General features: G+C 71.2%; 21 protein-coding genes. 7 read left to right on the top strand and 14 right to left on the bottom strand.

Annotation, left to right across the window (positions count from 1 at the left end):
- The 6 genes from VNM44_RS14990 to VNM44_RS14965 all read right to left on the bottom strand — a co-directional run.
- Positions 1-392 (bottom strand): PCRF domain-containing protein (locus VNM44_RS14990; protein ID WP_325626703.1); only part of this gene is annotated, 392 nt, incomplete at its 3' end.
- Between the two features lie 21 nt (positions 393-413).
- Positions 414-845, bottom strand: coding sequence for an OsmC family peroxiredoxin (locus VNM44_RS14985; RefSeq protein WP_325626701.1), 432 nt, complete (start codon positions 843-845; stop codon positions 414-416).
- A 16-nt stretch (positions 846-861) separates the two neighbouring features.
- Positions 862-1,314 carry an OsmC family peroxiredoxin gene (locus tag VNM44_RS14980; RefSeq protein WP_325626699.1) on the bottom strand — a complete coding sequence of 151 codons (453 nt, stop codon included), beginning with the start codon at positions 1,312-1,314 and terminating at the stop codon, positions 862-864.
- A gap of 3 nt (positions 1,315-1,317) precedes the next feature.
- Positions 1,318-2,244, bottom strand: coding sequence for a DUF1385 domain-containing protein (locus VNM44_RS14975; RefSeq protein ID WP_325626697.1), 927 nt, complete (start codon positions 2,242-2,244; stop codon positions 1,318-1,320).
- A 133-nt stretch (positions 2,245-2,377) separates the two neighbouring features.
- Complete coding sequence (gene rpmE / locus VNM44_RS14970; RefSeq protein ID WP_325626696.1) at positions 2,378-2,596, bottom strand: 50S ribosomal protein L31; 219 nt, start codon at positions 2,594-2,596, stop codon at positions 2,378-2,380.
- Positions 2,593-3,534, bottom strand: a complete 942-nt coding sequence (locus VNM44_RS14965) for a threonine ammonia-lyase (RefSeq protein WP_325626695.1) — start codon at positions 3,532-3,534, stop codon at positions 2,593-2,595. The genes rpmE and VNM44_RS14965 overlap by 4 nt, the downstream gene beginning before the upstream one ends.
- 71 nt (positions 3,535-3,605) lie before the next feature.
- On the opposite strand from VNM44_RS14965, the gene VNM44_RS14960 reads away from it, so the two are divergent.
- Entirely contained in the window at positions 3,606-4,895 is a 1,290-nt protein-coding gene (locus tag VNM44_RS14960; RefSeq protein ID WP_325626694.1) for a DUF4389 domain-containing protein, read from the top strand.
- Complete coding sequence (locus VNM44_RS14955; RefSeq protein ID WP_325626693.1) at positions 4,892-6,118, top strand: M48 family metalloprotease; 1,227 nt, start codon at positions 4,892-4,894, stop codon at positions 6,116-6,118. The genes VNM44_RS14960 and VNM44_RS14955 overlap by 4 nt, the downstream gene beginning before the upstream one ends.
- 17 nt (positions 6,119-6,135) lie before the next feature.
- On the opposite strand, the gene lhgO is transcribed toward VNM44_RS14955, so the two are convergent.
- Genes lhgO through VNM44_RS14935 form a run of 4 tightly spaced genes read right to left on the bottom strand, consistent with a single transcriptional unit; the run spans position 6,136 to position 10,783 of the window.
- Positions 6,136-7,329, bottom strand: coding sequence for an L-2-hydroxyglutarate oxidase (gene lhgO / locus VNM44_RS14950; protein ID WP_325626692.1), 1,194 nt, complete (start codon positions 7,327-7,329; stop codon positions 6,136-6,138).
- 7 nt (positions 7,330-7,336) lie between these two features.
- A complete protein-coding gene (locus VNM44_RS14945) occupies positions 7,337-9,040 on the bottom strand; it encodes an electron-transfer flavoprotein:ubiquinone oxidoreductase (RefSeq protein ID WP_325626691.1) in 1,704 nt (567 codons plus the stop codon).
- Positions 9,041-9,047: 7 nt separating this feature from the next.
- Complete coding sequence (locus VNM44_RS14940) at positions 9,048-10,007, bottom strand: electron transfer flavoprotein subunit alpha/FixB family protein (protein WP_325626690.1); 960 nt, start codon at positions 10,005-10,007, stop codon at positions 9,048-9,050.
- Positions 10,007-10,783, bottom strand: a complete 777-nt coding sequence (locus VNM44_RS14935; RefSeq protein ID WP_325626689.1) for an electron transfer flavoprotein subunit beta/FixA family protein — start codon at positions 10,781-10,783, stop codon at positions 10,007-10,009. The genes VNM44_RS14940 and VNM44_RS14935 overlap by 1 nt, the downstream gene beginning before the upstream one ends.
- Before the next feature lie 158 nt (positions 10,784-10,941).
- On the opposite strand from VNM44_RS14935, the gene VNM44_RS14930 reads away from it, so the two are divergent.
- Entirely contained in the window at positions 10,942-11,937 is a 996-nt protein-coding gene (locus VNM44_RS14930) for a M23 family metallopeptidase (RefSeq protein ID WP_325626688.1), read from the top strand.
- Between the two features lie 20 nt (positions 11,938-11,957).
- Here the strand turns inward: VNM44_RS14930 and VNM44_RS14925 are convergent, their stop codons facing one another.
- On the bottom strand, positions 11,958-12,356 hold the full coding sequence (locus VNM44_RS14925) for a cobalamin B12-binding domain-containing protein (protein WP_325626687.1): 399 nt from the start codon (positions 12,354-12,356) through the stop codon (positions 11,958-11,960).
- Between the two features lie 17 nt (positions 12,357-12,373).
- Here VNM44_RS14925 and VNM44_RS14920 point away from each other — a divergent pair, with 17 nt between their 5' ends.
- Genes VNM44_RS14920 through VNM44_RS14910 form a run of 3 tightly spaced genes read left to right on the top strand, consistent with a single transcriptional unit; the run spans position 12,374 to position 13,690 of the window.
- Positions 12,374-13,102, top strand: coding sequence for an MBL fold metallo-hydrolase (locus VNM44_RS14920; RefSeq protein WP_325626686.1), 729 nt, complete (start codon positions 12,374-12,376; stop codon positions 13,100-13,102).
- Between the two features lie 28 nt (positions 13,103-13,130).
- Entirely contained in the window at positions 13,131-13,388 is a 258-nt protein-coding gene (locus VNM44_RS14915; protein ID WP_325626685.1) for a hypothetical protein, read from the top strand.
- Positions 13,389-13,390: 2 nt separating this feature from the next.
- Positions 13,391-13,690, top strand: a complete 300-nt coding sequence (locus VNM44_RS14910) for a type II toxin-antitoxin system RelE/ParE family toxin (RefSeq protein ID WP_325626684.1) — start codon at positions 13,391-13,393, stop codon at positions 13,688-13,690.
- A gap of 19 nt (positions 13,691-13,709) precedes the next feature.
- On the opposite strand, the gene VNM44_RS14905 is transcribed toward VNM44_RS14910, so the two are convergent.
- On the bottom strand, positions 13,710-15,371 hold the full coding sequence (locus VNM44_RS14905) for a methylmalonyl-CoA mutase family protein (RefSeq protein ID WP_325626683.1): 1,662 nt from the start codon (positions 15,369-15,371) through the stop codon (positions 13,710-13,712).
- Positions 15,372-15,474: 103 nt separating this feature from the next.
- Between VNM44_RS14905 and VNM44_RS14900 the strand changes: the two genes are divergently transcribed.
- Positions 15,475-16,215: a hypothetical protein gene (locus VNM44_RS14900; RefSeq protein ID WP_325626682.1), complete on the top strand. Its 741-nt coding sequence runs from the start codon at positions 15,475-15,477 to the stop codon at positions 16,213-16,215.
- 19 nt (positions 16,216-16,234) lie between these two features.
- On the opposite strand, the gene VNM44_RS14895 is transcribed toward VNM44_RS14900, so the two are convergent.
- Complete coding sequence (locus tag VNM44_RS14895) at positions 16,235-16,846, bottom strand: L,D-transpeptidase family protein (RefSeq protein WP_325626681.1); 612 nt, start codon at positions 16,844-16,846, stop codon at positions 16,235-16,237.
- A gap of 587 nt (positions 16,847-17,433) precedes the next feature.
- On the bottom strand, positions 17,434-19,392 hold the full coding sequence (locus VNM44_RS14890) for a hypothetical protein (RefSeq protein WP_325626680.1): 1,959 nt from the start codon (positions 19,390-19,392) through the stop codon (positions 17,434-17,436).
- Positions 19,393-19,596 lie beyond the last annotated feature (204 nt).

Genomic DNA, 19,596 nt, shown 5'->3' with positions numbered 1-19,596 from the left:
GCATAGCGCTGCAGCATGCGGGTCACCTCACCCGCCCAGAGCGCCGCCTCGTCGCCGCCGACGCCCTGCCTCACCTCGACGATCACGTCCTTGGCGTCGGCGGGGTCGCGTGCGACGAGGGCGAGCTTGAGCTCGTCCTCGAGGCGACGTACGTCGTCCTCGAGCTCTCCGGCCAACGCCGCCAGCTCAGGATCCTGCCTGGCGTCCGCGAGGTCGGCCGTCGCCTGACGCCACTCGCGTGCCGCCCGCACGGCCGGCTCGAGCTCCTTCAGGCGCCGTCCAAGCTCCGCCGCCTCGCGATGGTCGGCGTAGACCGCAGGGTCGGCCAGCCGGTCCTGAAGCTCGGCATGAGAGCGCTCGAGGTCGTCGGCCAGCTGGTCGAGGGTCGCCATGCCGCCGATTGTAGGAGCGCGCTACGCGAGCTTCGCGTCGAGCGTGACCTCGGGGACGCCCGTCAGCGCCTTCGAGACCGGGCAGTTCACCTTTGCGCCCTCGGCGTGCTCGACGAACGTGTCCTGGTCGACGCCCGGGACGCCGCCGACGACGATGATCGCGGCCTTCGTGATTCCTTCACCCGGCTGGAACGAGACCGTCACGGACGTCTCGAGCCGCTCGGGCGGCGTGCCCGCGCCCGCGAGCGCGTGCGACAGCGCCATCGAGTAGCAGGACGCCCATGCCGCCGCGATCAGCTCCTCGGGGCTGGTCCTTCCCGCAGGATCCTCGGCCCGCGAGGCCCACGTCACGTCGAGCGGCCCGAACGCGCCGCTGTCGACGCCCTCGATCCGGCCGCCGCCCTCCATGAGCGAGCCCGTCCAGGTCACCTTCGCAGTGCGATCCGTCGCCATGAGTCCGCCTCCTCGGTCAGCTTTCGAGCGTTGTGGTGATGTCGATCCCCACCCCTGCGTCGCGCAGAAGCGAGGAGAAGGAGCAGCCCTGGTGTGCCGCGTCGACCGCGGCGGCAAACGCCTCCTCGTCGACATCGGGAACGTCCGCGCGCACGTCGAGCGCCGAGTGCACGATCAGGTGCCCCCTGCCCTCGACCTCGTCCATCGTGATCCGGCAGTGGACGTCGAGCCGTCCGGGCGGCGTCCCCGCCCCGGTGAGCTCGCCGGCCAGCGACATCGTGAAACACCCGCCGTGCGCGGCGGCGAGCAGCTCCTCCGGGCTCGTCTTCCCCTCGGGGTCGCCGATGCGCGTCGGAAGCGAGTACGACAGGCCGATGAAGGCGCCCGAGGTCGCGGCCGTCAGCGCGCCGTGACCGCGGGCGAGGTTTCCCTCCCAGGCGACGTCCGCGTCACGAACGATCCTCGGCACGGCTTACGCCATCACCTCGACCCGGGCGTCGCTCGCCGTCTGGGACGGCGTCTCGCCGGCCTCTCGACGTCGCACCTCCTCGATCGCGCGGATCGAGACCTCGACCTGGTCGAGCGTGGGCTCGCGGGTCGTGAGCCGCTGGAGCCAGAGCCCGGGTGCCAGGAGCGTCATCAGGACGCGGTTCTCCTGGTGCTTCCCCGCGTATCGGATGAGCTCGTAGGCGAGCCCCGCGATGACCGGCAGCAGAAGGATTCGGCTCACGATCAGCCAGTACCACACGGGCCTCCCGACGAGCGCGAAGACGAAGATGCCGAGCACCATCACCCAGAGCAAAAAGGCTGTTCCGCAACGCGGGTGGATCAGGCTGAACTTCTGCACCCGCTCGGGCGTGAGCTCGGAGCCCCCCTCGAGCGCATTGATCGTCTTGTGCTCGGCGCCGTGGTACTGGAACACGCGCTTCAGGTCCGGGAGCAGCCCGATCAGGCCGATGTAGGCGATGAAGACCGAGACGCGGATCAGCCCCTCGACGATCACAAACCACGTCGTGCCCTCGATGGGCAGCCAGTTCGTCAGGAGCGCGGGCCCGACCTTGAAGAGCATCAACGCGAAGCCGATCGCGATCGCGAACGAGAAGATGATCTGGCCGCGCGTGATCTCCGTGACGACCTTGCCCTCCTCGTCCTCCTCGCGTGCGGCGACGTTCGCGGAGATCGCGAGCGCTCGGAACCCGATCGCGAGCGACTCGCCGAGGGCGATCACGCCCCGGATCACCGGCAGCCGCCAGATGCGGTGCCGCTTCATCGGCGACGTGACGTCGCGGACGACCTCCTCGATGCCGCCTTCCGGCGTGCGCACCGCGACGGCCCAGCAGGACGGGCCGCGCATCATCACGCCCTCGAGCACGGCCTGACCGCCGTAGGACACGCTCACGGCGTATCTCGCCCGCGACGCGCGATTCCGCAGAATCGCAATCGCGCCGCTGAACCCGCCGCCTGCGGCGCCGGCAGATCCCTGAAGGCGCCCGCTGTCGCGGTCGCGGTATCTGCGACTCTCACCGTCGAACCTAGGCGGACTTGGCGGCGGCGGCCTTCTCGAGGCGCCGCTGGAAGCGCTCCACCCGGCCGCCAGAGTCCATCAGCTTCTGCTTGCCGGTGTAGAACGGATGGCAGGCGGAGCACACCTCGACGTGCAGCTCCGGCTTCGTCGAGCGGGTCGTGAACTCGTTGCCGCAGGAGCACGTGACGTGCGCGACGACGTACTCGGGATGGATGTCCGCCTTCATCGACCGGCCAGGATATCAGAGGCGATTTCGGGCCCGACGTTGCCTCCTGAGACGACGGCGACGATCGAGTCTCCCTCCACCGCGCCCGCCAGCACGGCGGCCACTCCCGCAGCGGCAGCCGGCTCGCACGCGAGCTTGGCCTCGGCGTAGAGCCTTCGCATCGCCTCCGCGATCTGGGCGTCCGTGACGGTCACGACCTCGACGCCGGCGGCGGCGCACACCTGGAGTGCGCGGGTGCCGGCGAACGGCGCGTCGAGGCCGCTCGCGATCGTTTCCGGCGCGACGGGCACGGGCTCGCCCGCTTCGAGGCCGCGCAGGAGCGCCGCCGAGCCCTCGGGCTCGACGCCGACGACGCGGACGCCCCGCGGTGCGACCGCCGCGGCGATTCCCCCGATGAGCCCCCCGCCGCCCACGGGTACGACGACGACGTCCACGCCCGGTGCATCCTCGAGGATCTCGAGGCCGACCGTTCCCTGCCCCGCCATCACGAGCGGGTCGTCGAACGGATGGACGAGCGTGGCGCCGCTCCGCTCGAGATGCTCCTCGAGACGCGCGAACGCGTCGGAGGGATCATCGGCCTCCATGTCGATGCGGGCGCCGAGCGCGCTCGCCCGGTCGAGCTTGAACGTGCTCGCGCCCGACCACGAGAAGACGAGCGAGTCGAGGCCCTCGCCGGCGGCGCCCCACGCGAGCGCGATCGCGTGGTTCCCGGCGGACGCTCCGGCGACGCCGCGCTCGCGCTCGCCGGCGGTCATCGCGGCCAGCCGGTTGGTGACGCCCCTGGCCTTGAACGACCCGCCGTGCTGGAACAGCTCGGCCTTGAGCGAGAGACGCGGCGCGATATCGGAGCCGTCCAGGAGGGGCGTGCGGCGCACGCGTCCGCGGATCGTCTCGGCCGCGCGGACGACGTCGTCGCGCGTCACGGGACCCACGCTCACCGGGCGCATCCTATGCCGCGTGCGCGTTCGGGGGGTCGATCCGTCGGCACCGGACCCGCAGAATGCGCGCGGTGACCTCCGCCCCGCTCCCTGCTACGGCACCGCGTCGCCCGGTCCGCCTCGTCGTCACGGACGACCTCCAGCGCCGGCGCCTCACGGTTCTCTTCCGGCTCGTGCTCGCGCTGCCCCATCTCGTGTGGGTGACCCTCTTCGGCATGGCGGCGCTCACGCTCGCGTTCGTCGTCTGGCTCGCCGTCCTGTTCGAGCGCCGCGCGCCGGGGACGCTGCACCGGTTCCTCGCCTCGTACGTCCGCTACACGGTCCACCTCACCGCGTACCTCACGCTGGCGGCATCGCCGTATCCGAGCTTCACCGGCTCCGCCTCGTATCCGGTCGACGTCGAGATCGATCCGCCCGCGCGACAGGGAAGGCTGGGGTCCGGCTTCCGGCTCCTGCTCGCGCTGCCCGCGCTGCTGCTCTCGTCGACCCTCGGCGGGTCGGCCGCGCTCGGAGGCTGGTCGGGCGTCGCGCTGCTGAGCGGCACGGGCGGCCTCGCCGTCGCCGTCTCGCTGCTCGGGTGGTTCGCCTCGCTCGCGCGCGGACGGATGCCGCGAGGCATGCGCGACGCCGCGACGTACGCGATCGGCTACGGCGCCGAGGCAGCCGCCTACGCGCTGCTGCTCACGGACCGGTACCCGCTCGCGACACCGGGACGTGTCGAGCCCGCGCCCGAGCTGCCTGTCCACCCCGTCGCGCTCGACGTGCGAGACGATCTCGGCCGGCCGCGTCTGCTCGTCGTGTTCCGGTTTCTCCTCGTCATCCCGCACCTCCTCTGGCTGACGCTGTGGGCCGTGCCCGCGCTGCTCGCGTGGCTCGCGGCGTGGGTGCTCGCGCTCGTGCTCGGCCGCGTGCCGCGCTTCCTCCACCGCTTCCTCGCCGCCTTCGTCCGGGCGACGACGCACGTCTGGGCGTTCCTCTACGTCGTCGGACGGCCGTTCCCCGGCTTCGTCGGCCGTGAGGGCAGCTACCCGATCGACCTCACGATCGCGCCGCCCGCGCGCCAGCGGCGGCTCGGCGTGCTCGCGCGGCTGGTCCTCGTCCTACCCGCATTCGTGCTCTCCTTCGCCTACGGCGGCGTCCTGCTCGTCGTCGGCGTCATGGGCTGGGTCGCCGCGCTGGCGACCGGCCGGATGCCGCCCGGGCTCCGTGATCTCGGAGCGGCGGCGCTCCGCTATCAGGCGCAGGTCTTCGCGTACCTCTTCCTCCTCACGTCGCGGTACCCCGACTCGTCGCCCGTCCTCCGCGGCCGCCCGCCGGAACCGGCGCCGCTGCCGGCCCTCCCGGCCGAGGTGATTCCATGAAAGCCGCTGTGGCGACTCGCGCCGCCGTCTACGCGCTTCTCGCCTGCGGCTGGGCCCTCGCGGCGTGGGCTCTCGCCGGCAGCGTCGTCCCGGACGACCTTTCGCTGCCCCGCGTCAACGTCGACGCGACCTTCGGCGGAGACCTCGTGTCGAGGGCCGAGCGTTACGAGCGCTTTCTCTACGTCGACTGGGCCCTCGCGCAGATCGCGGCGCTGGCGACGCTGTGGGTGTACGCGAAGCGCGGAACGCGGTTCATCCGCGAGTCCGCGGCCGGCCCGATCGGCACCGGGATGTTCCTCGGAATGGTCGGTCTCGCAATCGTCTGGCTGACACAGTTGCCGTTCTCCGTGGCCGCGCTCTGGTGGGATCGCCGCCACGGCGTCTCGGAGCTCGGCTACTTCGAAGCGATCTTCGGCGGCTGGCTCGCGCTCGGCGGGACGTTCGTCGCCGTTTGCGTCGCGCTGCTCGTCGTGATGGCGCTCGCACGCTGGCTCGGGTCCTGGTGGTGGATCCCCGGCGCGGGCGTGTTCGCCGCGATCGCGGCGCTCCTGATCTTCGTCAGCCCCTACCTCACGGAGGGCCTCGAGCCGGTGAAGGACCGGCGGCTCCAGCAGACGTACGAGCGCTACGAGCAGGCCCAGGGCGTCGACGACATCCCGCTGCGGATCGAGAAGGTGAGCGGCGATACGAGCCAGGCCAATGCCTACGCGTTCGGCATGGGGCCGTCGTCGCGCATCGTGCTCTGGGACACGCTCCTCGACGGCCGCTTCTCGAACCGCGAGGTCGACGTGGTTCTCGCGCACGAGCTGGCGCATCACTCGAGCAACCACATCCCCGAGGCAATCGGCTGGTTCGCGCTGTTCGCACTCCCCGGCGCGTTCGTCCTGATGCTCGCCACGCGCCGGCGCGGCGGGATGGGCGAGCCGGCCGCCGTGCCGCTCGCGCTCCTCGTCTCGGCCGTCTTCTCGCTCGTCGTTCTTCCCGCGCAGAACCTCGTCAGCCGCGGCATGGAGGCGGAGGCCGACTGGAAGGCGCTGCAGACGACGCGCGACCCGGCCGCGGCCCGGGGCTTGTTCGAGGAGTTCGCCACGACCTCGCTCGGCGACCCCAGTCCGCCGACGTGGGCCTACCTGCTGCTGCAGACACACCCGACGCTCGCACAGCGCGTTGCGATGACGGACGCCTGGCAGGCCCGACGCCGATCACGGGCTCTGTCCCCGTAGGGGACTGACCCCGGGGCCTACACGCGCTCGGCGATCACGCGGGCGATGGCGAGCGACGACGTCGCACCCGGCGACGGGGCGTTGCGCACGTGGACGACGCCCTCCGCCTCGTGGAAGACGAAGTCGTCGAGCAGGGTGCCGTCCAGGCCGAGTGCCTGCGCGCGGATCCCCGACGGGCCGGGGAGGACGTCGGCGACGTCGAGCTCGGGGAGGAGCTTCCGGGCCGCGGCGACGAAGCGCCGCGTCGAGACGTCGCGCACCATCTCGCCCAGCCCCATGCGCCAGTGGCCCCGGACAAGACGGCGGAACCCCGGCGCGCGGGCCGCGTCCACCATGTCGCCGAGAGAGACGTCGCGCTTGCGATACCCCTCGCGGGCGAGCGCCGGCACGGCGTTGGGGCCGAGCCACACGTCTCCGTCCGGCCGGACGGTCGTATGGATGCCGAGGAATGGAAACGCCGGGTCGGGGACCGGGTAGACGAGCCCGCGGACGAGATGCCGACGGTCGGGCCGCAGACGCAGGTAGTCACCCCGGAACGGCACGATCCGCGGCTCCTGCGGCGCGCCAGAGAGAGCGGCCAGCCGGTCCGCGTAGACCCCGCCGCAGACGACGACGCGCTCCGCCTCCAAGTCGCCGGCGGTCGTCTCGACCACGGTCGTGCCTCCGCGCCGTGAGAGGCCGACCACTTCCCGCCCGAGCAGAAGCTCGCCGCCCGCCGCCTGCACGTCCTCGGCGTAGGCCGCGACGACCCGCGCGAAGTCGACCACGGCGGTCTCGGGCGAGTGCAGCGCCCGAGCCCCGGCGACGTGCGGCTCCAGCTCGCGCAGCCGCTCGGGACCGATCAGCTCGACCGCTGGAACGCCGTTCGCACGCGACCGGCGGTACAGCTCCTGGAGCCGCGGCAGCTCGCCCTCGTCGGTTGCGACGACCACCTTCCCGCAGCGGAGGACCGGGATTCCGCGCTCGTCGCAGTAGGCGAGCAGGGCAGCGGCGCCCTCGACGCAGAGCTGCGCCTTCAGCGACCCGGGGGCGTAGTAGACGCCTCGGTGGACGACACCGCTCGAGTGGCTCGTCTGGTGCGCACCCGCCACGGTTTCCTTGTCGACGACGCCGACGCGGTCACCGGGACGGCGTCGCTGGAGCTCGCGCGCGGTGGCGAGGCCGATGATGCCGGCGCCCACCACGACGACGTCGAACCGTGAGGCAGCCACCCGGCCCTCAGGTGATCGTGTACTCGGGCCCGGAGCCGCCCTCGGGCGGTGTCAGCCGCCCCCCCTTGGCGCTGATCGCCCCGCACTGGACGCAGTTCGACGGGTTCACGACGACCTGCACCGTCCCGTCGCCGTCCGCCTCGCCGACCTCGTAGACGTGCGCCGGGCACATCCACTCCCACATCTCGGCGAGATCTCTCGGCACCTGCGTCTGCACGCGGATGTGGCTCGGCTGGTCGTCACGGGCGCGGTTGCCCGACGCGAAGACGGACGACAGCTTGTCGAAGGTCAGCGTCCCGTCGGGAGCCGGGTACCGGGCCGCGCGCCCCGTGCGGATCAGCCCCGCGTCGGCGTTCGGGTGCGTCCGGAGCTCCTTGGGCGGGAGCTTGCCCTTCGTCACCGTCATCGCGCTCGCGAGCGCGCCGCCGACGAAGAACCCCTTGTCGAACGCCTGGCGCATGTTCCTGACCTCTGCGAGCTCCTTCCACATGTAGCTCGCGCGCACCGCCTCGTCGTAGGAGCCGAGCGCACCGGGCCGGCCGGCGACCTCGCCTCTGCCGAGCGCGGCGAACGCCGTCTCGGCGGCGAGCCTCCCCGACTCGACTGCGTAGTGGATGCCCTTGAGCCGCGGGACGTTCACGAGGCCGGCGCTCTCTCCGACGAACAGCAGCCCAGGGGCGTTGAGCCGGGACGGGACCGAGTTGAGCCCGCCCTCGGTGATCGTCTTCGCGCCCCAGGCGACGCGCTCGCCGCCCTGCAGGATCTTGCGCACGAGCCGGTGGGTCTTGAACTCCTGGAGGAGGTCGTGCGCCGAGAGCTCGACGTCGGCGTACTCGAGACCGACGACGAATCCGAGCGAGACGTGCTCGTCGCCCATCGGGTAGATCCACGAGCCGCCGAACTCGCCGTACCGCGCTCGCTTGCGGAGCGGCCAGCCCAACGTGTGGACGATCTTGTGGAGCGGCCGCGGAACCTTCCAGACCTCCTTCACCCCGAGCGCCCAGATCTGGGGGTTCTTCCCGTGGAGGCCGAAGTGCTCGATCGCCGCTGTCGTGAGGTGGCCGGCCGTGCCCTCCGCGAGAACGGTCACCTTCGCGGTCACGTCGACGCCAGGCTCGAAGTTCGCGAGCGGCTCACCGTCCTTCCCGCGGCCCTTGTCGCCGGTCCGCACGCCGACCACGCGGCCGTGCTCGACGAGGAGCTTCTGGCCCGTGGTCTCGGGGAGGATCATGGCGCCGCCGGCCTCGGCCTGCTCGGCGAGGAAGCGCCCGAGCTCGGAGATCGAGACGATCCAGTTGCCGTGGTTCATCATCGTGGGCGGCGGCGGAATCCGGAGCGCAGCGCCCTTCGTGAGCAGGTAGACCGCCTCGCCATGCACCGGGCCGTAGGTCGGCATCTCCTCGATCGGGATCCGTCCGGCGAAGAGCTTGCGGATCGCACGGGGGTTCATCACCGCGCCCGAGAGCAGGTGCGAGCCGGGCTGCTTGCCCTTCTCGAGCACGGCCACGGGGACGTCCCCGAGGCGCTCCCGGACGTCCGGATGCTCCTCGAGCAGCTGGCCGAGCCGCACCGCGCACGCGAGGCCGCCGGGGCCGCCGCCGACGATCAGGATGCCGACGTCGATGCGCTCGTCCGGCGGGTCGGTCGGCGCGGCGAGCACCTCGGCGCTCGTGAACGGCGGCGGGTAGTCGGCCGGGCGGATGCCGCTCATCGGCCCGTTACGTACGCGCCCGGAGGAGCTCGGTCAGCTTCGGCGCGATCTGCGTCAGGTCGCCCACGACGCCGACGTCGGCGAAGTCGAAGATCGGCGCGTTCGGATCCTTGTTGATCGCGACGATCGTCCCCGAGCCCTGCATGCCGACCTTGTGCTGGATCGCCCCGGAGATGCCGAGCGCGATGTAGAGCTTCGGCGAGACGGTCTTGCCCGTCTGACCGACCTGGGCGGAGTACGGATACCACCCCGCGTCGACGACGGCCCGCGTCGCGGCGACCGCCCCGCCGAGTGCCGCCGCGAGGTCCTCGCAGATCGAGAAGCCCTCCGGACCGCCGAGCCCCCGGCCGCCGGCAACGATGACGTCGGCCTCCTCGATCGCCGGCCCGCTCGACTCCTCCTGGAGGTGGTCGACGAGCGTCGCCAGCGTCGAAAAGTCCTGGAACGTCGCGCCGACGTCCTTGACCTCCGCCGTCCCACCGCTCGCGACCGGGTCGAACGTCCCCGAGCGGACGATCGCCAGCCGCGGCGTCGTCGTCCAGCCGACGTCGACGAGGACGGTGTCGCCCAGAGCGGGGCGCACGCCGACGAGCTCGTCGCCCTCGAGTCGCAGGTCGGTCAGGTCCCAGTTGAGCCCTGCTTCGAGGCGCGCCGCAAGCCCGGCGGCGACGTCGGCCGCCAGCACCGAGGCGGGGAAGAGCACGTTGTCGGCGCCCGACTCGCGGACGACCGCCTCGAGGGCATCGACGCGCGGCTGCGGCAGCGGCGCCGCGAGCGCCTCGTCGTCGACGACGTAGACGGTCGAGGCGCCGAAGGCACCGGCCCGCGGGGCGACGTCGGCCACGCCGCTGCCGAGAACGGCCCCGAGGACGTCGCCGCCGAGCGAAGCCGCCTTGGACAGCAGCCCGAGCCCGCCCTTCGTCAGCTCGCCGTCGTGCGACTCGAGGTAGACGAGCGTGCCGGGCATCAGACGAGCCTCTTCTCGGCGAGATACTCGACGATCTTCTCCGCGGCGTTGCCGTCGTCCTCGATCCGAACCTGGTCGCTCTTCGCCGGCGGAGGAGCCACCGCGCGCACGACCGTTCGCGAGCCTGCCACGCCGACCGTCTCCGCGTCGACGCCGAGGTCGGCGAGCGAGACGACCTCCTGCGGCTTCGCCTTGGCGCCCATGATCCCCTTGAGCGACGGATACCGGGGCTCGTTGATGGCGTCCGATACGGCGACCACCGCCGGCAGCGGCGCCGAGATCACGTCGTAGCCGAACTCCGTCTGCCGCTTGCCGCTCAGGCTGTCGCCGTCGATCGTGAGCTCCGCGACCTGCGAGACCATCGGCCGTCGCAGACGGTCGGCGACGGACGCCCAGAGGACGGCGCCGTCGGCGTCGCTCGACTGCTGCCCGAAGAGAACGAGCTCGGGCTCCTCTCGCTCGAGCACCTTCGCGAGCACGCGGCCCGTCGCGAGGAGATCGGAGCCCGCGGCGCCCTCGTCCGAGACGAGGACCGCCCGGTCGGCGCCCATCGCGAGCGCCTTGCGAAGGGAGTCCATCGCCTTCTCCGGTCCCAGCGAGACGACGACGACCTCGCCGCCCTGAGCCTCCTTGAGCCGGAGCGCTTCCTCGACGGCGTTGACGTCGGTTGCGTTGAGCGTTCCCTCGCCCGAGCGGTCGAGCCGGTGTGTCGACGGGTCGAGCCGCTTCTGGACGGTGGCGTCCGGGACCTGCTTGACGCAGACGGCGATCTTCACGCGGCTGACTCTACCCAGGGGTCTGTCCACGCCGGGGATCGACCCCGCGGAGCTTCACAGGGGACAGGCCCCTTGCGGTGCCAGTCCCCTGGGACCAGTCCCCTTGGTCTGCTAGTGTCCCGCCCTTCGCGCGGCCTGGCGCGAAGCGTCGCGGAGCCATGACTCGCCACCGGACGACAGCACGAGGGGTCTCTCTCCTCCTCTCCGCCCTTTTCTGCGCGGCGGTCGTCGGCTCGCTCCACGCAGCGTTGAAGCCCGGCCTCGTCAACGGGAGCCCGATCGTGTTCCCCCTGATCGGGGACTACGCGTACGGGATGAACTTCGGGGATCCGCGCGTCAACGGGAGCCACCAGGGCATCGACATCGAGCGCGTCCCGTGGCGGACGCCCGTCGTCGCAGCGGAGTCGGGAAAGGTCAAGTGGTGGACGACGTCCGCCCGCGCCGGCTGCATGCTCTACCTGTACGGGAAGAGCGGCACCACCTACCTCTACATCCACCTGAACAACGACCTCACCGAGAAGTCGGAAGACCGAGGCGGGTGCAAGCTCGGCGTCTCCTACGCCGTCGCCGACGGCGCGAAGGTGACGGCCGGAGAGCAGATCGGCTACGTGGGGGACTCGGGCGACGCGGAGGGCAACGACCACCTGCACTTCGAGGTGCACCCGAACGACGGCGCGGCCGTCAACCCGTACCCCTATCTCAACGCTGCCGAGCGGCTTCTCTTCCCGGGCCGTCTCGGGACGACGTTCTCGCTCGGCCTGCGCGGCACGCCCGTCGCGGCTGGCGCCGGCTCGCTCGAGCTGCTCGTGACGTCCGTGCGCTGGTGGCCCGGCGGGAAGTGGACGCCGGTGGTCGGCGAGCGTGGCGTCACGCTCTCGATCGCGCCCGACGCCGTCGTCGACACGTCCCTCGCGACGGCGCTCGCGAGCCCCGATCGCCGCGTTCTCCAGGCGCGCACGGGATCTCAGCCCGTCACGGCGTACACGGCGAAGTCGGAGGTCACAGCCGCAGCGCTCCGTGGGACGCCCGGCGAGCTCGTCGCCGCCCGCATCAGCCGCCCCGGCGGCACGACCGTCGCGACCGGGCCCGCGGCAGCGGAGGACTCAGCCCTTCCGGCTCCGGCCGAAACCGAGGGCCTTCGCCCTGGGATCTAGCACGCCGCTCCGGTCGGGGACTACGCCGGTGCCAGAGCGCTGCGCAGGAAGTCGACGATCGCCGCGGTCGGAGCGCCCGGCGTGAAGACCTCGGCGACACCGAGGCGCTTGAGCTCGTCGGCGTCCTCCACGGGAATGGTGCCGCCGACGACGACGAGCACGTCCTCGGCCTCGTTCGCCCGGAGTCCCTCTACGATCCGCGGCACCAACGTCATGTGCGCACCCGAGAGAATCGAGATCCCCACCGCGTCTGCGTCCTCCTGGATCGCGGTCTCGACGATCTGCTCCGGCGTCTGGTGGAGGCCCGTGTAGATGACCTCCATGCCGGCGTCCCGGAGCGAGCGCGCGATGATCTTCGCCCCCCTGTCGTGGCCGTCGAGGCCGGGCTTCGCGATCACGACCCGAATCGTCCGCTCCACGCGGTCAGTATAGGAACGTGCGACTGATCGTCATCGGGTCGTCCCCGGCCTGGCCGAATGCGGGAGGCGCCCATTCCGGCTACGTCGTCGAGTCGGAGGGCAAGCGCCTGCTGCTCGACTGCGGCCCCGGGGTGCTCGGCCGTCTACGGGAGGCCGAGGCCTGGCCGTCGCTCGACGCGATCGCGATCACGCACTTCCACCTCGACCACTGGGGCGACCTCGTGCCCTGGGTCTGGGGCAGCTTCTACCGCCGTGGTCACGACGACCTCCGACCCGAGCTCTGGGTCTACCGCGGCGGCCGGCTGTTCCTCGAGGAGCTCGGCTCGCGGCTCGGCTTCCCGGACATGTTCGAGCGCACGTTCACGGTCAAGGAGTACGACGGCGGGGAGGCGTTCTCGACCGCGGCCGGTCTCGAGGTGCTGCCGCTCCGCCTGCCGCACTATCGCCTCGAGACGTATGGCTTCCGCGTGACGAACGGGCGGGCGACGCTCGCGTACACGGGCGACACCGGCCCCAGCGACCGGATCGCGGACCTCGCGCGCGACGTCGACCTCTTCGTCTGCGAGGCGACGCTGGAGACCGGCGAGGCCGACGGCGAGCCGCGCGGCCATCTGAGCGCGGAGGAGGCGCTGGACGCCTACGCCGCCTCCGGCGCCCGGCGCCTCCTCCTCACGCACCGTCCGTCGGAGCTCGACGCCCCCGACGGCGTCGACCTCGCCTACGACGGCATGGAGCTCGACGTGTAGGGTGCACAATCCGTGCTAACCTGTGCACATGAGCCGTGAGCCACATCGGGTCAACGTCACGCTCGACCCACCCCACGCGGCGAAGCTCAGGGCGCTTGCGGAGCGCACGCACCTGAACGAGGGAACGCTTGCCCGCTCGTTGCTCGCGAGCGCCCTCGACGAGGCTGATCCGGACGCTGGACACGTGACCGAGCTGCTCGACGCGATCCCGGGCGCGCTGGATCGCGCGAGACTCGGTCGCGAGCAGGTTGACGCCGGTCTCGGCATCCCCCTCGACGAGCTCTGACGGTGACACGCGTCCTCGTCACGCCCGCCGCGCGGGACGACCTCGCGCGCCTGATTCGAACGCACAGCCTTCCTCGGGACACGACGGGACGAGTCGTCCGATCGCTTCGACCGCTCGCCGAGTTCCCACTGCTCGGCGCGCCGCTCGAAGGGCCGTGGAAGGGCTTCCGCTTCATTCTCGGCCCGTGGCGGTGGATGGTCGTCGTCTACGTCGTCGACGACGGACGCGAGCAGGTGTCCATCGTGACGATCCAGGACGCAGGCTCGGCCACCTCGCCGACCGGATACCGGGCGAGGAAATAGCCGGATCCGAAGCGTCGAGCTAGAACACGGGCTGCTCGCGCCAGGTGCCCCAGACGCGGCGCCAGGCGTCGCAGATCTCGCCGAGCGTGACGCCGTCGCGGACGGCGTCGACGATCACGGGCATCAGGTTGCGGTCGTCGACGGACGCGGCCTCGGACAGCTCGGCGATGCGCCGCTCCACGACCGCGGAGTCGCGCTGCGCTTTGAAGGCCTGGAGGCTGTCGATCTGGCGGCGCTCGACGTCGGGGTCGATGCGGAGGATCGAAATCTCCTCCTCGCTCTCGGTGCGGAAGCGGTTGACGCCGACGATCACACGCTCCTCGGCGTCGACCTCCTGCTGGTAGCGGAAGGCGGCGTCGGCGATCTCGCGCTGCGGCATGTTCTCCTCGATCGCCGCGACCATGCCGCCGAGCTCGTCGATCCGGCGGAACAGCTCGTACGCCTCCGCCTCGAGCCGGTTCGTCAGCGCCTCGACGTGGTAGGAGCCGCCGAGCGGATCGATCGTGTTGACGACGCCCGTCTCGTGCGCGATCACCTGCTGGGTGCGCAGCGCGAGCCGCACGGCGTCCTCGGTCGGCAGCGCGAGCGCCTCGTCGTAGGAGTTCGTGTGCAGCGACTGCGTCCCGCCGAGCACGGCCGCAAGGGCCTCGATCGCCGTACGCGCGACGTTGACGAGCGGCTGCTGCCATGTCAACGAGACGCCGGCCGTCTGGGTGTGGAACCGCATCAGGAGCGAGCGCTCGTCGCGTGCCCCGTACCGGTCGCGCAGCTCCCGCGCCCAGATCCGCCGCGCCGCGCGGTACTTCGCGATCTCCTCGAAGAAGTCGAGGTGCGCGTTGAAGAAGAACGACAACCGCGGCGCGAACGCATCCACCTCCAGCCCCCGCTCGAGCGCCCACTCGACGTAGGTGAACCCGTTCTTCAGCGTGAACGCGAGCTCCTGGCCCGCCGTCGAGCCGGCCTCGCGGATGTGGTAGCCGGAGATCGAGATCGGATGCCAGAGCGGCATCTCCCGAGCGCAGAACTCGACCATGTCCGTCACCAACCGCATCGACGGGCCCGGCGGGAAGATGAACTCCTTCTGCGCGATGTACTCCTTGAGGATGTCCGTCTGGACTGTCCCCCGGAGCCGGTCCCGTGGGACGCCCTGCTCCTCCCCGACGACCAGGTACATCGCCAGTGCGATCGCCGCCGACGAGTTGATCGTCATCGACGTCGACACCTCGTCCAGCGGGATCCCGGAGAAAAGCACCCGCATGTCCTCGAGCGACGCCATCGCCACGCCCTCACGGCCGACCTCGCCGAGCGCGCGTGGTGAGTCCGAGTCGACACCCATCAGCGCAGGCATGTCGAACGCACACGACAGGCCCGTCTGCCCGTGGTCGAGCAGGTACCGAAACCGCTCGTTCGTCTCCGCCGCCGTCCCGAACCCCGCGAACTGGCGCATCGTCCACAGCCGGCCGCGGTACATCGACGGATAGACCCCGCGCGTGAACGGGAACGACCCCGGGTACCCGAGATCACGGTCGTAGTCCACTGTGCCCGTCTCGGGCGTGGCGAGCGGCTCCACCTCGGCGCCCGAGATCGACGTGAACGCCTCCCCCTCGCGCAACGGCGACCCCTCGTAGCGCGCGCGCCAGGCATCGAGACCCGTCCTGCGTCGCTCCTCGAGCCGGGCCATGCCCCCGATGCTACCCCCGCATTCCCCGGTCGATCGCTGAATCGAGGGATGCTCCCTCGTTCCGGGGACGCCGATCGAGGGATCTGTGAAGACTTTGGGGGCCTTGGCGGCGACGGCACTCGCGACGGTCGTCGTGACGTGGGCGGCGCCGTTCCAGACGAGCGCCGAAGCGAGCGCTGCGGGGTGCAGCTCCGGGTCGCACGGCTCCGCCGGCTACGCGTACGCGGGCTTCGAGTCGTCGAAGGTCTCGAGTGGCGTCCGCGCGACGATCGCGCCGCTCCGCGCCCCGTCCGTGCAGGCCGGCCACGCAGCCGCATGGATCGGTGTCGGCGGCAAGAGCGCCGGCCGGAGCGGCGAGACGATGTGGCTCCAGACGGGCATCGCGGCGCTTCCCAACACACCGCCGATGGTCTACGCCGAGATCACGCGCGCCGGACGCGATCCGGTCTTCGTCCCGCTGCTCGAGAACGTCCAGGTCGGCGACCGCCACCGGCTCGCGGTGCTCGAGATGAACCGGCGGCCGGGCGTTTGGCGGGTCTGGGTCGACGGCAAGCCCGCGACCGACCCGATCGTGCTCGAGGGGTCGCACCGCCTCTGGAAGCCGATCGCGACGGCAGAGTCGTGGAACGGCGGCGTGACGACGTGCAACGGCTTCGGCTTCCGCTTCGAGCGCGTCGGCGTCGCACGATCGCTCGGAGGCTCCTGGCGGACGTTCCAGCCCGGCTTCACCTTCGAGGATCGCGGCTACCGCGTGCGGCAACTCCGTCCCGCGCCGGGCGGCCAGCGGACGCTCTCGTCCGACCCGATCCAGGCGTACGCGTTCGACGCAGCCTCGGCGGCGTAGCGGTCGCCGGGGGCGGCGCCTACGCGGCGACGATCTTCACCGGGGTGCCGACGCGCACGAGCTTGCGCAGAGCGAGGACGTCGCTGTTGCGCAGCCGGACACAGCCGTGCGACACCGCCTGACCGATCAGCCAAGGCATGTTCGTTCCGTGGACGCCGACGACGCCGCCGCCCGGCCAGTCGGAGAGCTTCGAGTAGCCGCTCGTCTCGAACGCGAAGGCGCCGAGGATCGGATACTTGCTCGGGACGAAGCGAGACTGGACGAAGAAGAGCCCGATCGGCGTCTCCATCCCCCGCGCGCCGACGGCGACCGGCCCGGTGCGGCGGAGTACTCCGTCGATGTACAGCTCAAACTTCCTCGTGCCGCGGTAGACGACGAGCCAGCGGTCGACCGGGTGGATGTTCGCGGCCGCAGCGGGGATCCAGCCGGTGCGTCCGTTCGGCCGGCCCGGAACCGAGATGCGATACCACGCCGGCGCGCCGGTGCGGTCGAGGCGCTCGTCGAGCGCCATGACCGTGCGGGGGTGGAAGTCCGGACGGAACTGCGCGAGTGTGGCGACGACGCTCGCATTGCGGCTCGGAGCGCTTCGCACGGCGACCTTCGCCCAGGCGACCGGCCCGGAGCCGACCACGCGGACGCTCGCGAGCGCCGACAGCGGCGCCTTGCCTCCCGCGCCTCCCGCGCCCGCTGTCGGGGCGAGAAGCGCCGCGAGGAGCAGTGAGGCGAAAGCGGCGAGGACCGCTCCTCTCGCCCGGGGCCTGCCACGCTCCCCGGACGAGAGGCTTGTCCTCCCCCCGTTCCCGACGGCCGATGCGCTATGAGGGCCGGTGCGCCCGGGTCGAGCCCGGGTGCACCGGCCTGGTGCCGAGCGGAGAGCCAACCCTCACCCCGTGGACAGAGACTCGAATGCGTCGCTCACGCCCATCCCCGCGCTGCTCGCCCTCGTGGCTCCGTCCCCCATCGTTGGTTCCTCTCGGCTGCTCCGCTTCCCTCGCCGCCGCGAGTTCGGTGGAGCGGTCGTCGGCACTCTGTCTGTAGTCGCACCGTATCCCCCTCCCGCGGGAGCGCTGCCCCTCGGACGAGGGGTTTTGTCCCCCACCTGGGTCTAGGTCCGGTCAGGACCGGGCCGACGGGGCCTTGCGGCCCCGCCAACCCTCCCCGAGGCGCCGGCGCCCCGGTCTCCCGGGGCGCCGGCCGAGTGCCGGCTCGGGGAATGCGTCAGCCGGTCACCGGCGGCTCGAAGACGCCGACCACGCCGATCCTGGCGCTGTTGCACGCCTTCGCGCTCGTGATCTTGACGAGCATGATCCCGGCCTTGCTCGGCGTGAGCGAGAGGCGGGCCACGCCGCGCTGGTTCGTCTTCACGACCTTGGCGAGGCCCGTGCCGGTGAACCGCACCGCGACACCAGCGACCGGGGTCTTCGACCGCGTCACCTTGGCGAGCACGATCTGCTTCGCCCCGTTCGCCTTCACCATCGACGGCGTCACCTTGAGGACGCGGCAGATGTTGAGGGGCTTGGGCTTCGGCTTCGGCTTCACCGGAGGCTTCGGCGTCGTGGTCGGCGGCGTCACCGGCGCGGTGACGAGCGTCGACGCGCACGCCCGGTTGTTGGCGCCGTTCGTGTCCTTGCCGTCACCCGTGGCCGTCGCGCAGTTCGTGTACGTCCCCGTCTGCGCGACGCGGGCGGAGAGCCCGATCACCCGCTCGACCCCGGGACCAAGCGTCCCGAGGCTGCACTGCAGCAGCACGCCACCGGAGAGCGAGCAGCCGCCGCCCACCGGCGCCTGCGTGATCCCGGTGAACGTGACGCCGCTCGGCGCCGAGTCGACGAGCTGGACGTTGTGCGCCTGGTTCGGGCCGTTGTTCCGCACCCGAACCGTGTACGCGACCTGTGCCTGCCCGTTGACGAGCTGCACCTGCGACGTCGCGTCCTTCAGGACCTGCACGTCCATGAACTCGTCCGTCCTCACCGTCGGGGGCTGCGGAGGCGGCGGCGTCTCGCTACAGCGGACGGTGACGCCGGCCGAGTCCGTGTCGAGCTCGTAGTCCGTCTCGACCTGCGGAGTCGACGGGTTGTCGCCGAGCAGGTCGACGACGTTGTTGCGGCCCTGGCTCGAGCACGGGAACTGCTCGTCGTACGTGAACGACGAGGTCTTGTCGATCCCGTTCCACGTGTTCTTGCCGTCGACGGCCTTGACCGTCTTGTTGATCTCGCTGGCCGGGTCGCCGAACGTGAAGTCCGCCGTCCCGCTGTCGGAGATGTCGACACCGTTCAGCGTCGCCGTCGCGGTCGCCTCGTTCGTCCCTCCCGCGGCCGAGTCACGGGGCGCCGTGTATGCACACACGAGGAACCCCTGGCCGTCGAGCGAGAGGCCGGTGTTGAGGTACGGCGCGCCCGGCGTACCGTCGCAGTCGACGACAGCACCAGGTAGAGCGTCCGTGAGCGAGACGCCCGAGACCGGCGCGTCGTTCGGGTTCGCGACCGTGATCTGGCCCGAGACGACCGCGTTTCGGGCGACGAACCCCGTCTGCGTGACGTCGACCTTCCACTGCACGCTGCCCGTCTCGCCGGTCTTCATCTCGAGCTGACTCTTGTCGACCGACTTCTCGACCTCCCACGTGTAGACCTTGTCCCACGACGTCTGCGCGGTCTTGTTGACGATCAGGTGCTTCGGACCGCCGTGACCCTTCGGGTCGAGACAGAAGTCGACGTGGCTGATCGCGGCGGGCTTGCCGCTCGGGTTGATCGGCGTCGTGAGACCCGAGTCGGAGTCGTCGAAACCGCCCGCGGGCGACTTGGAGTCGTAGGTGTACACGACCGCCCCGGTGTTGCCGCCCTTCATCACGACGACAGCCATGTCGTACCGATGGATGTCCGTGAACTCCCAGCTCAGCGTGCCACCCTCGATGTCGAGGTCGAAGATCCTGATGAACGGATCGTTTGCCGGATACAGTCCCTCGGCAAGCTCGCCGTTGTCCGCATCCAGCCGGAAGGACAGTCCCCCCGTGCCCGGCGGGCACAGCGGCGGGTTGCCCTCGACGACGAGGTGCGTGTCCGCCGTCCCCGTGTAGTCAGCGGAGTGATTGCCCGACGCCGCACCTGCGACGGCGAGCGCCACCAGCGCGACCAGCATCAGGCCGTACGCCAGTGGCCCCCCTCGTGTGAACTTCCGCATCGGATTACCCCTTCCCTCTCCATTTGCCGGGGAACCCGCAACGCCCGCAGCGGCATCCCGGCACTCTGTTCTGCACGTTATGACCCGTTAGAGGCATCGTGAATCACTCGTTCGGGTAGAGGTCACCCCCCCGAACGTGCAGTGCCGGGACGAGCCGCTTCATGCCTGGAGGCCGCGCCGACCCGGTGGCTACCGTTGCGCGTT

The organism is Gaiella sp. (assembly GCF_035558935.1).
GTDB lineage: Bacteria > Actinomycetota > Thermoleophilia > Gaiellales > Gaiellaceae > Gaiella.
Note: the sequence above shows the minus strand (reverse complement) of the source record. Positions and strands in the feature narration are given on the sequence as shown.